Annotated in this window: 17 protein-coding genes; 13 read left to right on the top strand and 4 right to left on the bottom strand. The window is 43.8% G+C overall.

Annotated features, from left to right (window positions below; genetic code table 11):
• The first annotated feature begins 2 nt into the window (after nucleotides 1-2).
• A complete protein-coding gene (locus JUE95_RS09710) occupies nucleotides 3-2573 on the top strand; it encodes an ABC transporter permease (protein WP_203651082.1) in 2571 nt (856 codons plus the stop codon).
• A gap of 50 nt (nucleotides 2574-2623) precedes the next feature.
• Here JUE95_RS09710 and JUE95_RS09715 read toward each other — a convergent pair whose 3' ends face one another.
• Nucleotides 2624-3499: a DMT family transporter gene (locus tag JUE95_RS09715; RefSeq protein WP_203651083.1), complete on the bottom strand. Its 876-nt coding sequence runs from the start codon at nucleotides 3497-3499 to the stop codon at nucleotides 2624-2626.
• 220 nt (nucleotides 3500-3719) lie between these two features.
• Between JUE95_RS09715 and JUE95_RS09720 the strand changes: the two genes are divergently transcribed.
• Both JUE95_RS09720 and JUE95_RS09725 read left to right on the top strand, forming a co-directional pair.
• Entirely contained in the window at nucleotides 3720-4589 is an 870-nt protein-coding gene (locus JUE95_RS09720) for a tyrosine-protein phosphatase (RefSeq protein ID WP_203651084.1), read from the top strand.
• 152 nt (nucleotides 4590-4741) lie between these two features.
• Nucleotides 4742-5974: an S-layer protein gene (locus JUE95_RS09725; RefSeq protein WP_203651086.1), complete on the top strand. Its 1233-nt coding sequence runs from the start codon at nucleotides 4742-4744 to the stop codon at nucleotides 5972-5974.
• A 102-nt stretch (nucleotides 5975-6076) separates the two neighbouring features.
• Here JUE95_RS09725 and JUE95_RS09730 read toward each other — a convergent pair whose 3' ends face one another.
• Nucleotides 6077-6853, bottom strand: a complete 777-nt coding sequence (locus JUE95_RS09730; RefSeq protein ID WP_235995427.1) for an acetoin reductase — start codon at nucleotides 6851-6853, stop codon at nucleotides 6077-6079.
• Between the two features lie 154 nt (nucleotides 6854-7007).
• Here JUE95_RS09730 and JUE95_RS09735 point away from each other — a divergent pair, with 154 nt between their 5' ends.
• The gene (locus JUE95_RS09735; protein WP_203651088.1) at nucleotides 7008-7313 is read left to right on the top strand and encodes an HIT family protein; all 306 of its coding nucleotides are present in this window, start codon (nucleotides 7008-7010) and stop codon (nucleotides 7311-7313) included.
• A 150-nt stretch (nucleotides 7314-7463) separates the two neighbouring features.
• Nucleotides 7464-7781, top strand: coding sequence for a HesB/YadR/YfhF family protein (locus JUE95_RS09740; RefSeq protein WP_203651090.1), 318 nt, complete (start codon nucleotides 7464-7466; stop codon nucleotides 7779-7781).
• A gap of 85 nt (nucleotides 7782-7866) precedes the next feature.
• On the opposite strand, the gene JUE95_RS09745 is transcribed toward JUE95_RS09740, so the two are convergent.
• A complete protein-coding gene (locus JUE95_RS09745) occupies nucleotides 7867-8112 on the bottom strand; it encodes a type II toxin-antitoxin system Phd/YefM family antitoxin (RefSeq protein WP_203651091.1) in 246 nt (81 codons plus the stop codon).
• Nucleotides 8113-8337: 225 nt separating this feature from the next.
• Between JUE95_RS09745 and JUE95_RS09750 the strand changes: the two genes are divergently transcribed.
• From JUE95_RS09750 to arsC, 8 genes are all read left to right on the top strand, one after another.
• Nucleotides 8338-9279 carry a helveticin J family class III bacteriocin gene (locus JUE95_RS09750; protein ID WP_203651092.1) on the top strand — a complete coding sequence of 314 codons (942 nt, stop codon included), beginning with the start codon at nucleotides 8338-8340 and terminating at the stop codon, nucleotides 9277-9279.
• Nucleotides 9280-9439: 160 nt separating this feature from the next.
• Nucleotides 9440-10060 (top strand): hypothetical protein, encoded by a 621-nt coding sequence (locus JUE95_RS09755; protein WP_203651093.1) that lies wholly within the window; start codon nucleotides 9440-9442, stop codon nucleotides 10058-10060.
• Between the two features lie 470 nt (nucleotides 10061-10530).
• Nucleotides 10531-10923: a hypothetical protein gene (locus JUE95_RS09760; protein ID WP_203651095.1), complete on the top strand. Its 393-nt coding sequence runs from the start codon at nucleotides 10531-10533 to the stop codon at nucleotides 10921-10923.
• Between the two features lie 18 nt (nucleotides 10924-10941).
• The gene (locus JUE95_RS09765) at nucleotides 10942-11331 is read left to right on the top strand and encodes a hypothetical protein (protein WP_203651096.1); all 390 of its coding nucleotides are present in this window, start codon (nucleotides 10942-10944) and stop codon (nucleotides 11329-11331) included.
• 1 nt (nucleotide 11332) lies between these two features.
• A complete protein-coding gene (locus JUE95_RS09770; protein WP_203651097.1) occupies nucleotides 11333-11929 on the top strand; it encodes a GH25 family lysozyme in 597 nt (198 codons plus the stop codon).
• Nucleotides 11930-12083: 154 nt separating this feature from the next.
• A complete protein-coding gene (locus tag JUE95_RS09775; protein ID WP_203651098.1) occupies nucleotides 12084-13016 on the top strand; it encodes a helveticin J family class III bacteriocin in 933 nt (310 codons plus the stop codon).
• Nucleotides 13017-13168: 152 nt separating this feature from the next.
• Nucleotides 13169-13846 (top strand): hypothetical protein, encoded by a 678-nt coding sequence (locus JUE95_RS09780; protein ID WP_203651099.1) that lies wholly within the window; start codon nucleotides 13169-13171, stop codon nucleotides 13844-13846.
• A gap of 218 nt (nucleotides 13847-14064) precedes the next feature.
• Nucleotides 14065-14475: an arsenate reductase (thioredoxin) gene (gene arsC / locus JUE95_RS09785; protein ID WP_203651103.1), complete on the top strand. Its 411-nt coding sequence runs from the start codon at nucleotides 14065-14067 to the stop codon at nucleotides 14473-14475.
• Between the two features lie 68 nt (nucleotides 14476-14543).
• On the opposite strand, the gene JUE95_RS09790 is transcribed toward arsC, so the two are convergent.
• On the bottom strand, nucleotides 14544-15422 hold the full coding sequence (locus JUE95_RS09790; RefSeq protein ID WP_203651105.1) for a hypothetical protein: 879 nt from the start codon (nucleotides 15420-15422) through the stop codon (nucleotides 14544-14546).
• Nucleotides 15423-15521 lie beyond the last annotated feature (99 nt).

The raw sequence follows: 15521 nt of genomic DNA on the forward strand, positions 1-15521 counted from the left end.
ACATGAAGCCAATGACGAAAAATATGTGGCGGGAGATTGCTGCCAATAAGGGGCGGTTTATCGCGATTATTCTGATCATTCTGCTAGGTTCGCTGATCTTCGTGGGGGTCAAAGCCGCTGGGCCCAGTCTGAATGACTCCTTGGATACCACGGTGAAGACGCAGCATTTAAGCGATGTTCAATTATTTTCCACAACCGGTTTTACCCAAAAAGACGTTAAAACGGCCGAGAAGGTAAACGGCGCACGGGCGGAAATCAGTAAATTTAAATACGTTACCGGCGGCAAGAATGAAGATGTGGTGGCGCTTTATGGCTATCAGCCCAGTGCCAAGCAGAATCAGCTGAAGTTGCGCAGCGGTCATTTACCTCATGGTGCGGATCAAATCGTGCTGGATGAACGGGCCAAGCAAGACTATGGTTATCGACTAGGCGATACGTACCGGTTTAATAAGCAGGCAAATCTTAAACAACGAACTTATCAAATCGTCGGTTTCGCTGACTCACCGCGCTACATTGACTACAGCACCCGTGGCTCAGCTAACGTTGGTGACGGAACGGTGCGCTATTTCGCGTACCTTCAACCACAACAGCTGAATCTCCCCACGTCGACCATGCTATCCGTTCAGTTTAAATCATTGCAGGGGATGAATTCGTTTAACCATGACTATCAGACTGCGGTGGCTAAGAAAGTGCGGGCACTGAAGGCAGCCTTTAAGCCGCGAGCAAAAGAACGCAATCAGCAACTATCAGCCAACGTGAAGCGGGCCTTTGCACCGCGGCAGCAAAGATTAACACAGGCAGCTAAACAGTTAACACTGATGAAGCAAACTACTGGAAATTCAAAGGCACTTCAACAGCAACAAAAAATGCTAACTAAGAATCAAGCCGAGCTTAACGCAGCGTTGCAACAAGCTGCTGCCAAGGCCCATACGACCTATACCTGGCAAACCCGTGAAGATTTACCTGGTTTTACTTCGTTTGGTGATACTTCAAATCGTATCGCCGCCATTGCCAACGTCTTTCCGGTCTTCTTCTTCCTCATTGCAGCGCTGATCACGTTTACCACGATTACCCGGATGGTGGAGGAAGCCCGGCGGCAAATCGGAACATTCAAAGCACTGGGGTATACTAAGTGGACAATTGCCCGTAACTATTTGAGCTATGCTTTAATGGCAGGCTTGATTGGTGCCGTCTTGGGTAGTGCTATTGGTAACCTTACGTTGCCACGGTTAGTGATCTCGATGTATCACATGACCATTCCGTTAACCACCTCGGTGCCGGTGATGTGGGCGGTTATCGCACTGGCAGTGGCCTTTTCACTGTTAGCCACGGTGGGTGCTGCGGTGATTGTAGTGCGGCGCGAGTTAGCTGAAAAGCCCGCCGACTTAATGCGGCCACGGGCACCGAAGTCCGCAAAACGCATTTTAATGGAACGGATTACACCGTTGTGGCGCCGGTTGAGCTTTAATCAAAAGGTGTCTTACCGGAATCTGTTCCGGTATAAAAGCCGAATGTGGATGACGATTATTGGGATTGCTGGCGGAACCGCGCTGATTTTGACCGGATTTGGTCTGAACGACTCGATCAGTTCCACTGCAACGCAGCAGTATGGCCAGATTTTCCACTATTCAGCTACCGTGTCGCTGGCTCATGATGATCAGAGTCAAAAGGCAATGCAGGTACTGAATCAATCAGACCATTATCGTGGCGCCAGCAAGGTCAATTTAACCACTGGTAAGGTGAAAGCTAATGCTGATCAAATCGGCGACGTTAATCTGGTGACACCAAAGAATCAGCGCCAGTTCAAAAAATACGTTACGCTGAGTCGTTCCCTGGATCCAAACGGGGTGGTGATCTGCAAGAAAATTGCTTCCCAGTTAGGTGTCAAAGCAGGTGATAAGGTAAGCTTCACCGCCTCAAATGGGCAGCATGCCAATTTAAAGGTAACGGCAGTGACACCTAATTATATGGGAGTATTCGCGTACATGAGTCCGGCGGCCTATCGCAACGCGTTTAATCAGAAACCGGCAGTGAACACGCTGTTCGTCAAGTTAACCGGTCAGTCTAGCCAGCAGCAAAACCAGCTGGCGCGGCAATTGCTGAAACACGGTGGGGCGCTTGGCACCAGCTTCGCGTCAGACCAAAAAACCACCATCAAAACCATGAGCAGTTCCATGAACGTGATTGTTTTGATTATGATCTTGCTATCGGGTGTTCTGTCATTCGTCGTCCTTTACAATCTGACAAACATCAACATTTCGGAGCGAATTCGTGAACTGTCCACCGTGAAGGTACTGGGTTTCTTTGATAATGAAGTCACCATGTACGTGTCACGGGAGAATATTTTGCTGACGGTCTTCGGTATCATCCTGGGTTACGGCGCCGGTTGGGGGTTACTGAGCTTTATTTTGAATCAAGCAACCACCTCGCAGGTCGTGTTCCCAGTCATCATTCGCTGGCCGGGATACGTCGTAGCCACGCTGTTAATGGTGGCCTTTACATTGATCGTCATGTGGGTGACGCACCAGAAACTCAAACACGTGGATATGGTGGAAGCACTAAAGGAGAATTAGAGAATAAAAGTGCCAGTTCAAAAATGAACTGGCACTTTTACGCGATTATATCAGCTATTTGACTGCGGCGAACGGGCTTTAACAATTTCAGAGGCCACCACGCTAAAAAAGATGATGGCGGCACCAAAATACTGTTGGAGTGATAATACTTCGCCTAAGGTAAAAAAGGCAAAAATTGCTGAAAAGATTGGCTCCAATGAGTAGATCAGGCCAACGGTATCTGGCGTTAGGTATTGTTGTGACTGTGTTTGGGCCACAAAGCCAAAGGCACTGCAAATTAGACCGAGTGCTAAGACGGCTCCCCATTGTGAAGCACTTTTAGGCAACGTTATGCCATCTAATAAACCACCAAATATAAGTCCCTCGACACCAGCAACGCCAAGCTGCCAAATGCTGACACTAAAAGTGACAAGGTGTTTTTTGGATAAAGTATCTGAAGCCATAATGTATACTGCATAGATAGCCGCGCAAGCTAAACAAAGCAGCGCGTAAGGATTTAATTTAAGGCTGGTACCGTTAGCAATCAGCAAGTATAATCCAGCGACCACGACGATGGTAGTGATCACTGTACTGACTCGTGGCAAACGTTTCTCAACAATCGATTCAAAAATGGCTACAAAAACGGTAGTCGTGCTTAATAGGAATCCTGCAGTTGAAGCTTCTGTATGCTGCAGACCTACCATGACAAAGGCAAAGATACCAAACAGAAGGGTGCCCAAAATAAAACTTGCCAGGATTTCTCCTCGATTTGGCCGTTTCAGTACTCTGGCGAACACCACAATAGTTGCAAGGAACGCCGTTGTGAAACGTAAACCAACTAGGAATAGTGGTGCGACACTGATGAGCGCAATTTTCATCCACATATAGGATGCGCCCCATGAAGCGGTGACCAGAAACATTAGCCAAAACGCGCGTTGACGATTCATATGTAAAACATCCCTTATTAAAAATTTTATGTCTCTTCAATTTTACACTAACTAACGGTTCAGTGGTATGAGAATTCTCAGACGGATGCTGTGATTTAGCAATGGAGAGGAAAATAGTTGAGAGCTTTAAAGATGAATGCACCACCCAAAGAGTGGCATAATATCATATGAAAACAGATTATTCTACAGGAAGGCATTATTGAAAATACAGGGGTAAATCATGAGAAGTATCAAAAAATTAATGATCGGGCTACTGGCTGTGCTTGGCTTAGCACTTGGCATGGGGATACCCACTCCGCAGCCCTTTTCACAGGTAGAAACCGCGCAGGCCAGCCATCAGGTCAAATTGCAGGGCGCTCATAACGTCCGTGACCTTGGCGGCTATCAGACTTCAACTAAACAGAAGGTCAAACCGCGATTACTGCTGCGTTCAGCCAAATTAGCAGGTTTGACCCATAAGGATAAGCAGTTACTGGTACACCGCTATCACCTTCAAAAGGTTGTTGATCTGCGGACGCCAGCCGTTATAGCGCGAACACCGGACGCTAAGATTCCAGGTGTGCGGCTTTTAAAGGAGCCGGTGGTTTCTGACAAAACCATGGCCAGCGTTAACCGAGTGGCAGCAGTCAGCGGCACAAAATCAATGGTGAAGATGTATCAGTCGTTTGTGACCACGGCTCAAGCCCGACACGCTTACCGGCAGTTATTTCTTCAACTGCTAAAGGCACCGGGCAATCGGGCTATTTTGTGGCACTGCAGCGAGGGTAAGGACCGAACGGGATTTGGCACAGCGCTGGTGCTGACTGCGCTGGGTGTTCCCCAAAAGACGATCTATCAGGATTATTTAGCGTCGAACACGTACAACAAATCATCAATTAATCAGCAGCTTTCAGCTCTAAAACATCAAGGTGCTTCAAAGCAGGCCATTGCCCAAAAGAAAGCCACGTTGATCGTTAAGCGCAGTTATCTGGATGCTGCCTATCACGCTGCGGATAAAAAATATGGGTCAATCCAGGGTTATTTGACTAAGGGACTGGGGTTATCAAAGGCCAATATTGCCCAGCTAAAGCAGCATTATTTACAACGGTAAAACCGTGTTGCAATCAGGTTTCAGACTGTTGACGCCTTTAGCAATACTTAACAATAACTTAACTTATGAAAGCGGTTTACATGGTAGAATAAAGGTAGCTAATCAGGGGATTAGCAGTAGGAATCGATTCAATCATAAAGGAGTGTATTGCGATGAAATCTAGTTTGAAAAAGTCTTTGTACGTTGGTTTAGCCGCTGTTTCAATGCTTGGCGCAGCCGGCTTAGCTACTACAACTGCTAGTGCTAAATCATACGCTTATATTACTAGCTCTTCGTCTCTTACTACGGCACCTGAAACCCGTAACGTTGTGCCAAACGGGACTCATGCCTTGTATACCAAAGCTGGGACCGCTGCTGGTGCACGGGTTGTTGCGTCAACTTCAACCATGGGCAGATTAGGTAATTCTTCAAGGTCAAATGATTACTTCCGTGCTTATTCGATTGCCACAACTAACCGTGGCTCAGTTTACTACAAGGTCGTTTCATTTGACGGTAGATACCGTGGCTGGATTTATGGTGGTAAAGATAAGACTCAGTTTGGTGGCGGACTTGCTTCCACTCAAACGACCAGTTCAGCCTCAATGCCTGCCGTAACAACGGGTTACACCATGACTCGGCCATCATATTGGACCCTTTGGAATAATCCAAAGTACGCTCAATACAAGGCTCACAAGATCACCGGGTTCAATACGACAGACACCTTCACCATTACGGGCGCTGAAACTAAGACCCGTGAAGGCTGGGTATACTACCAGGTTAAGGATGAACAGAACCCATCCATCACTGGTTGGATCTATAACTTAGGTATCAAAGCACCAGAAGGTAACCAAGTAAAGATCAGCTACGTTGATAAGGATACTGGCAAAGAAGTCGGCACTGGTTCTGTACCATTCGACAAGAGTGCGACCTACACCAACGTTACGACTACTGCTAACTTGAACAGCATCGTCAACGGCGTGCCTTCAGGCTACGTTCCTTACGACAATAACAACGGCGGTTCTGCTTCCTTAGCAAACAAGGACAACGCCGCAGTTGCTAAGAATGGTGACACCCTGGTTTACTACGTTAAGGCTGCTGCCACTGACACCACTAAGGCTATCAAGGTTAACTTGGTTGACCAACAGGGTAACGCAATCACTTTGAAGAGTGCTGACCAAACTCTGCTGGACGCTTCGGGTGCTAAGGCTGCCTTCCAGGTTAAGGCTGGTGACACGATTTCCGCTCAAGATGTTCAAAACATCATCCAAGACGCTAACTTGACCAATCTGATCAGCAACTCTGGTTCTAGCTACCAGTTCGTCAGTGCATCTGCCACCCCAACGACTACTAGCGATAACGGTGCTACCGTTAATGTACGTGCCACATACAGAGTCGTTGCTTACTAATGTTAAAATGAATGGCTGATTTATCAGCAGAATCTAAAGAAGCGTACCGAGAAATGATTTCTCAGTACGCTTCCTTTTTAATCGCTTATTTGACAAATAATTCTAAAGCAGGCCACCGCCATCAACAGCGTATGTTTGGCCAGTGATGAACTCAGCTTCTGGACTGGCTAAGAAAGCTACCATGTTGGCAATGTCGTTTGGTTCAACCGTGCGGCCTAGCGGAATGGTACCAACGTAGTCTTTCTTGTTTTGACCCAACGGTTTGCCGTTGATCTCTGACATTTTAGCATCGATTTCATCCCACATGCCAGTGGTGCCAACCACACCTGGTGCGTAGGCGTTCACATTAATGTGGGCGGGTGCGAATTCCAAAGCCGCGGCTTGAGTGATGCTGATAACGGCTGCCTTGGTTGACGAATAAGTTGCCCAAACAGGGAAGGCGTGCATACCGGCAATGGATGAAGCGTTGATGATCCGGCCCGGTACGTTTAATGCTTTAAACTTCTTGGCAGCTGCCTGAATCCCATAGATCACGCCGAAAACGTTGATCTTGTAGCTGAATTCCAGGTCAGCTGGTTTGATGTCTTCAAACTTATCAACTTTAGCCACACCAGCGTTATTAACCATGACATCAAAGCCATTCAACTGGTCGGCTGCTTGATCCACGGCCTTGGATACCGCCGCCTGATCCGTGACGTCGACCGGAATGAAAACGGCTTTTTGACCAGCAGCTTCCACGTTTGAAATAACGGTTTTGGCTTTTGCTTCTTGTGCTGGCAGATCGGCCACCGCAATATCGAAGCCGGCCTTTGCTAAGTGTAAACTAACCTCTGCACCAATCCCCTGTGCAGCACCTGTAATCATTGCAACTTTTGTCATAATTGATAAGCCTCCTAAAGAATTTAAAGTAAAACACTCTTAGAGTGTACGTTAATGAAAACGCTTTTACAAATAATATACCTCGGGAGTATTAGGGAAAACCATGGTGTTACAATAGAAGGTGAATAATTCAGAGATGAAATGAGGGACTTAAATGATTGATGATCAATGCGTATTCTGCAATAAGCCGGCCGTTTTAGAGAACGACTTGGCCAAGGGCTTTTTCGATATTCATCCCGTAGCACCGGGACACTTCTTGATTGTGCCCAAAGAACATTACGTGACTTTCTTTGACGCTCCCAGAGACGTGCAGATCGCCATGCTGGACCTAATGGATCAGGTGAAAGCTTACTTGGATAAACAGTATCATCCGCGTGGGTATCAAGTCTTCAGCCATGTCGGTAAAGCAGCCTTTCAGAAAGTCTTTCACGCCCACATTCACTTGGTACCAGTGGCCTAGAGGTTATTGAATATATAAATTGTACACAAATTAAATAAAACACAAGTATATTTTTTAACTCTCATCAGCGGATATGGTATATTAACCTTGACGTGTGAGGAACACGTACTGAACTTGCATTTTAACGGGTTATCCAAGGAGGATATCTTTATGAAATTACAAATTACCGACGCCGCTGTGAAGTGGTTTGAAGATGAAATGAACGTTGGCCCGGATCAAAGCGCAGCCATTCGTTTTTACGGTAAATTATATGGCCGCACCAAAGTGCACCACGGCTTTTCGATTGCCTTAGCCAGGGAACTGCAACCCCATAACTTCGGCGTAAAAGTCGAAAAAGATGGGGTCACTTTCTATATCGAAGAAGACGACCTCTGGTTCTTTAAGGGCTACGACCTAGATGTTGATTATGATCCTGAAAAAGATCCCGACAACGTTCAATATGAATGGACGGAAAACGGTGAGTTATAAAGATTATAACGTCCTCAGCACATCATGCTGAGGACGTTTTTTTGTATATTATAAGACCGTAATTTATTTAGAGGATATCATTTAGTCATATATGACTGTGCCCATTGTCAGTGGCAAACTGTTCATCACCCTCACGAATACGGTTCATCAATTCAGGGTTACTGAGGATGTACATGGTTTCCTGCATGGCATCGTAGTCATGTTTATTCATGATCACTACGGAATTATGAGGTTTCTTTGACGTCACAATCAAACTATCAGAGTCGTCGTTAACCTTTTGTATGTAGGCTTTTAGGTTGCGTCGGAAATCACTGTAAGTAACTGTGTCCATATTTGACCACCTCGCTATTTTCATTTAGTTTGACGTTAGCACTGTTAATGATTGAATACAATATTTCATGCCTAAAGCTGGTGTTCGACTAATTGTATGCGTTTGACGATTTCAGGTTGCAACAAACCTGCAACGCAGACATCAGAATCTTTAATAGAATGGTCATTGTAATCGCGATGACATGGAATTCCGGAATTCCAAAATAATATTAAAGAGGTTAAAATTATGGCAACAGCTACAAAAGCATATACATTAATTAATTTACCGATTAATTCTTCAGGACATCAAAGTGTTGTTCAAAAGACGTATGTGGGTACAAATAACATTTATTGCTTACAGCAATTTGGTACCGATACCTACATTTCTAAAGCAAGTATTGCCGGTGGTCAAACCACGGTTGACTTTTCGCAAGGTGAGACAATGGTTTTAACGAATACCGGTCACGCACAAACGTTAGACTGGTACCAACATGATGGTAAGGACTATTTCTTAGTCGCAACTTATCCCAAAGCAAATGAAACGACCCAAGAATGGGCTACTCAGCTTGCGCGGGTTCAGTTCCAATCCGGTCGTACTATTGATCCTGCTACACTTACTGGCTTATCATGGCTCGATCATGCTAATACTACTGGTAGTGACTTCGAAACATTGTTACGTGTTGAAGCGGCCATCTCTACTTCTCGTGAATATTTATTGATCATGGGGATTCGGACTGGTGACCACCATGCGCAACTCACTTATTATAATCTAGAAGGGCTTAATAATGTATTGGACAGCGTGGAGGCCAGTGGTGCTTATGCTGTACAGTGTAACGATGCTCGAATTACTGCACAGGCAATTGATACTTGGCAGACATCTTCTAGCATCTACGGTCTAATGCAAGTAAACAATTCAGTTCAAGGTATGGATTTCTCAGATGGTCAAGCTGTCTACTTTAGTAGTGGCGGATTAGGGCAAACACCGACAGTTGTCAAAGTGGCATGGAAGAGTACGAACTTCCGACCAGTTTCCTTTAGCGGCGACTGGGGGGCCTATCATGAAACTGAAGGTATTCAAGTAAAGGATACCTTATATTTAGGAATTTCGACTCATTTGAATAATGATACTGGTAGTGGTAACTACACGACTGGTAATTATGTTTACACTGTCGATAAAGGTAACTGGTAATCTAATTTAAAATAGTTCCATTAGAGAGGCTACAGAATTCTCCATTACTGAAGGACTTTGCAGTCTTTCTTTTTTAAACTTTGGTGTTACATTTACCTTCTGTTAATATTTCCATGTTATAATTTAAACTGAACAAACAAGTAAAGGGGAGATAAAAACAATGAAAAAATGGTTGAAGATCTGTGTTATTGCGTTTGCATTGACACTGGGCTTGGTAACTGCTTCAACGGTTGATGCTCACGCCAGTTCATTTACTTATTTTGGCAACAATGGGACAAAGACATATCATCATAAGGTAACTAGCTATCAGAAGTATACGTTGAATAAGACAGATTATAATACACTGGAAGCTGGTATGACACCGGACACGGCATATAGAACAGGAAAAGTCGTATTCTATCACATGTACGTTTTTCACGTATCATCAAAGGTATCGCGTTACCGGACTTGGGTTAAATTGACAGGTCGTGTATATAATTATTCTAATTCACCACACAACGCTTTTTGGCGTACGTGGAACACTTCACTTACTGGTTACAGCCAGTATTCAATCTTAAAAGTACTTACTGCTAACAGGTCTCCATACTTTACTTTCTCTAAAGGTACCAGTAAAAGTCCCATTTTACTTAGCAAAGAAGGTTTAGCACCTGGTAAATCTGAAGGGTTCCAGTTGCTTGCTCATACAAAGACCGCAACTTCTCGGCTTGGAAAGACAACGGTATATGTTTACTTGACGGATGCAGCTGCGCAAACTAAGACATTAAAATTAAATCTGAAGTAAGTACAAAAACATCACAACTTTTAAGTCGCCGAAATTTGGCGGCTTTTTCATTCCTACAATGAATTTTGAAGGTAGTCCTCTTATAATTGCGTCTTTAAACTTATCACGTAGTGTAAATCTATTTGATTTAAGTGATCTATTGGATATCTGATTCCCTGCGTCTAATGGGAATCAGATATTTTTTACTAAATTTCTAAAAAATTAGACACCTGAGTTAAAACGCCTTGAAAATATACGAACATACGTTCTTTAATGGTCACCGAAGCACTTTATATAAAGCGCATCAAATAATTGAACCCTTTATAACTGCGGTTAATATGTCAAGATTTCATAGGAGATGAATAAAGATCATCCGAACACGCAACAAAAGTGGAACGCATTGCTTTCCTAATTAATTAATATAGGTTTTGAGTTCTTATCAATAAGGAAGCTGTTTAATTTTCCAAACTATAATAATGAGGTGATTTAAAATGGATGATTACGAACGTCAGCATTTAGAAAGTATTTTAAGGGATTATCCAAAGATTGATCGTTATATGGCTGTAAGAATGGCCGAGCGTTCATATCCTTACGGAGGGCATAGCCACGTGCTTTCTAAATTAGCGGTAGGAACCATGTTATTTGATGACAGTATTGGCACTGATCGTTGTTTGGCACAACTAGAAATCAATAAGGAGTGTATCAATTTTTGCTTAAAGCATTCCGATTCGGATACACGAACTATTGTCGAACAACTGTACTTTCATCATGAGAATAATCTGACCCTGGAAGGTATAGGAATGATTTTAAATATGAGTAAGTCCAATGTTAGTCGTAAGCGAGCAGCTTTCTTTGAATTTTTGAAGCAAGAACTGGGCTATTGATGAAAGGAGGTCTTTAACATGACAACGGGAACGTTAGATTTTGCGTCAATTGTAACTTTGATTTGCACCACTATTCCAGCAATCTATAAGTTATTGCATCCCTTTATTGCCGAAAAAGTGGCTACCGAAAAGAACCGTCAAGTTCAGCAGTGCTTACAGATTGCAGATAATCTAGCTTATTCAGCTGTGGCTGCGATGGCAAATTATGCCGCACTGTCTAAAAGTGAACGAAAGGTCCAAGCAGTAGACTATGTATTGCAGCATATGGCAAAAACAGCTGGGAATATCTCTAAAGACGTTGTGGCCGATAAGGTTGAATTAGCTTATCAGGAATACAAACACGTCACTTTGGGTGATAATCATGAAACTGCAGCTGATCCAAATCTATTAACGAATGGGGGTCAATGAAATGACAACTGAATTTGCCGATATCAGTTCGTTTCAGCCAGATACTTTAGACTACATGCGAAAGCTACACAACCATGCAACGGGGCTATTCGTTATGCTCACTGAAGGATCTGAAAACGGTTCGCATTACGTGAATCCTAAGGCTGGTATGCAGCTGTTGAACGGCTTTGAATTTTTCAAGTCGATTGGTGTCTATCACTATTTCAGAGGTAACAGTCAGCGCTACGGAATGAACGACCCAGTAAATGAAGCTAAATGGTTCGTCAAAAACATCATTAAGCTTGGTCTAAACAGGGATACTGTGTGTGCCATTGATGTTGAGGATCAGTCTTTACAGTACGATGTGACCACTGATATCAATCTATTTTTAGACTACGTGTATCAGCAGGGGTTTCATTACTTGGTCGTTTACGCCTCAGCCAGCTGGTTCAACAGCCAGCGAATCAAAAGGGAGCAATTAAAATATCAGCCAGCTATCTGGGGTGCTTCTTACGGCGTCAATCAGCCCGGAGTGGATAATGCCCAGGCTTGGCAATATACCAATAACGGGTATCAGTTGAAAACGGATTTTAATTATGATTTTGCCGGTATTTTATAGTAAAAGTCACCGAGTCCTGGTGGCTTTTTTCGTGTCTAAAGATTGCAACGAATTCGGGACACGGGCAACGAAGAACCCTCTAGTATAGTCACTGTAATCGCGATGACATGGAATTCCGGAATTCCAAAAAAATAATATTAAAGAGGTTAAAATTATGGCAACAGCTACAAAAGCATATACATTAATTAATTTACCGAATGATTCTACAGGGCATCAAAATGTTGTTCAAAAGACCTATGTGGGTACGGATAACATTTATTGCTTACAAAAGTTTGGCAATAATACTTATATTTCTCGAGGAAGTATTGTACCAGGCCAAACCACTGTTGATTTTTCGCAAGGTGAAACAATGACTTTGGCTAATACTGGTCACGCACAAACGTTAGACTGGTACCAACATGATGGTAAGGACTATTTCTTAATAGCAACTTATCCTAAGGATACTGGTGGTACAGAATGGGCTACTCAGCTTGCGCGGGTTCAGTTCCAAGCGGGTCCCGTTGATCCCGCTTCACTTGCTCATTTATCATGGCTAGATCATGCCAATAAGTCCGGGACAGACCTTGGAAACATGGAACGTGTTGAAGCAGCCATTTCCACTTCCCGTCAGTATCTACTTATTTTGGGCATTCGTGCCGGAGATCACCATGCACAGTTGACTTACTATAATCTTGAAGGTGTCAACAATGCACTAGACGCTAGTGTGGCTAGCGGTGCAACATCATTACGATGTGATTCCTCAGCAATGACGGATCAGGCAATTGATACTTGGCCTATGGACTATAACATTTATAGCCAAGTGGGTAATGGATCCGTTCAAGGTATGGATTTCTCTGATGGCTTAGCAGTCTACTTTAGTGGAGGTGCTATCGGGGAGGCACCATCAGTTACTAAGGTAGCATGGAAGAGTACAAACTTCCGAGCAGTTTACTTTACTGGTGACTGGGGTCCAAACCAAGAAACAGAAGGTATTCAGGTGAAGGATACCTTATATTTGGGAATCTCAACTCACGCTAATGATCAAAAGGGTGATGTTAATTACACGACTGGCAATTACGTCTATACTGTTGATAAGGGTAATTGGTAATTTAATATAGTTTCCTGGGAAAGACTACAGAATCCGTCATTACTGACGAGTTTTGCAGTCTTTCTTTTTTTTTAAAATTAGTATCACATTTACTTTTCAGTTAATACATACATGTTATAATTCAAATTGAATAAAACTTAAGGGGGTTCGTCATGAAAAAATGGTTAAAAATCTGTGTTGCTGCATTTGCAATGACACTTGGTTTAGCAGCTGCTTCAACAGTTGATGCTCATGCCAGTTCATTTACGTATTTTGGCAATAATGGGACAAAAACCTATCATCATAAAGTAATTAGCTACCAGAAATACACGTTAAATAAGACTTATTACAATACAACTACCTTTCGGGTTGATCCTGTAACTAAGAAAACCACTTACATTCCCGAGACTAGAATTGGGAAGGTTGTTTTCTACCATGCTTACGTTTTCCATGTATCACCAAAGGTATCCCGTTATCAGACTTGGGTTAAGCTAACAGGTCGGGTATATAACTATTCTAATTCACCAGATAATGCTTATTGGCGGAATTATATCGCAGATTATGATGATGATGATACTGCACCAGTATATACCCAGAACGACATTTTGGGTGTAGTAATAGGAGCAACTAGGTCGTACACACGAGCTACCTTTGACGTTAACTTCTCTAAAGGCACTAGCAAGAGTCCTGTCCTGTTTAGCGAAGCTGGTCTGGCTCCAGGTAAGTCTGAAGGGTTTCAATTGCTAGCTCATACTAAGCATCAGACATCACGGCTTGGGAATACAAGGCTTTCTGTTGCCTTGTATAGTTATGGTGATCAATCAAAGAATTTATATTTGAATATGAAGTAGGTTAAAAAGCGTTCCGACAATCATGCCAGAACGTTTTTGTATTATCCGAAATATTCTAATTTGCTGGTTTAGTAAAAATGATGCCAACGCTGTTTTCGTCAACATCTTTAAGTGGTGTATTTTGATCAACGCTAATCAGCCCAAGGATAAAGACTAGCACTTCGCCGGGATTCCCGGTATAATCTGTGGGAAGATAGAATAGTAGGGTGGTGGAATCGATGAAAAGAGTTTACTTTCTGTGTACCGGCAATTCCTGCCGCAGCCAGATGGCGGAGGGCTTTGCACGAACGTTGCTTGGCTCTAGATGGGAAGTTCAAAGTGCGGGCGTTGAAACCCACGGGCTGAACTCCTTAGCGGTTCAAGTGATGGGCGAGGTCGGTATCGACATTTCAAAGCAGTATTCTAAACTCATTGACCTTGACTACCTGAATAGCTGCGATATCGTGGTGACGCTGTGCGGTGATGCTCGTGATAGATGTCCGGTGACGCCGCCACAGGTTCAGCGCGTTCATTGGCCGTTATCGGATCCGGCACAGGCTACCGGCAGTGATGCCGATAAGCTCCGGGCGTTTCGGAAAGTACGGGACGAGATTTATCACCGAATCGAGAACAGTGAATTATTTAAATGAAAATAGCGTTTGATACCAGTTGATTGACTGATATCAGACGCTATTTTAGTTAACGTGATTATTCTGAGTTATTCCCGTCCAGAACCGATGATGGTAAAGTAGTTGCTGCCACCTACGGAATAGATGCTGGCAATCGTCTTACCGCTTGAGTAAGCCGAATCGTTGTATTGATAAGGTGTGTGCCGGTTGGTAATGGTTAACCGATACTGCTTATCACCGGAGTGGTGCACCCGTTTATCATTGACACCAGCTAAGTGGTGCGCGTAGTACAGGTGAACCGTGTCGCCAGTTTTTTCAGAAAGAACGATTCGCTGTGAATCATTCGGCTTGGACTGATAGTGGCTCTCCAGCGTTCCCAGAAATGACGGGTACTTTTTAGGCTCATTACGATAAGTTTCAATGTAGCCGTCAGAAGATATCTTAATGGCATCGACGTTGCGGTTGAGGCTCTTGATGGCACCCACGCCGCCGGAATATAAAGTCCCGCTCCCGTAAGGCAGCCCATAAGCAGGACGGACGATTTGCTGGACTTTTTTGGCGGGTAATTTAAACGAAACGGCTCCGAAACCATAGACTTTTGAATTAACTAAATGTGATTTTAAATGATAGCTGAGATTAGGTGTCATATAGCCGGAGGTGTAGGCAACGTTTTTAGGCGCCACTTGCTGATGGTAACGCTGCGCACCGATAATCGTTCCCTTGGGTAATTCCAAGTGTTTTCTGACTGCGTTGGAATTGGCGGTTGATGAATAGGTGACCGTCACGTTGGTCGCGTGCCTCAGCCGATACCAGTTGGTGGCAAAACCACCGTCGTTGTTCCCATAGTTATCTGGGTTCACCACTGTTCGGTGCGGATGACTGAGCGCTTTGCCGTGCACGTATTGGTTGGTGCCAAAGACGCTAAGCGCCGCGATTGCAAGTATGATTGTCGTTTTGGATATGGCCATGCTTTTTCACCTCTTTACCCACATTATATCATGTGAAAACGTTGGTAAATTTTACATTTTGCGGACAAACTGCTGTCATTCCGGAGTCTTTAGTTGGCG

This window comes from Secundilactobacillus yichangensis, assembly GCF_016861565.1.
In the GTDB taxonomy this organism is placed as follows: domain Bacteria; phylum Bacillota; class Bacilli; order Lactobacillales; family Lactobacillaceae; genus Secundilactobacillus; species Secundilactobacillus yichangensis.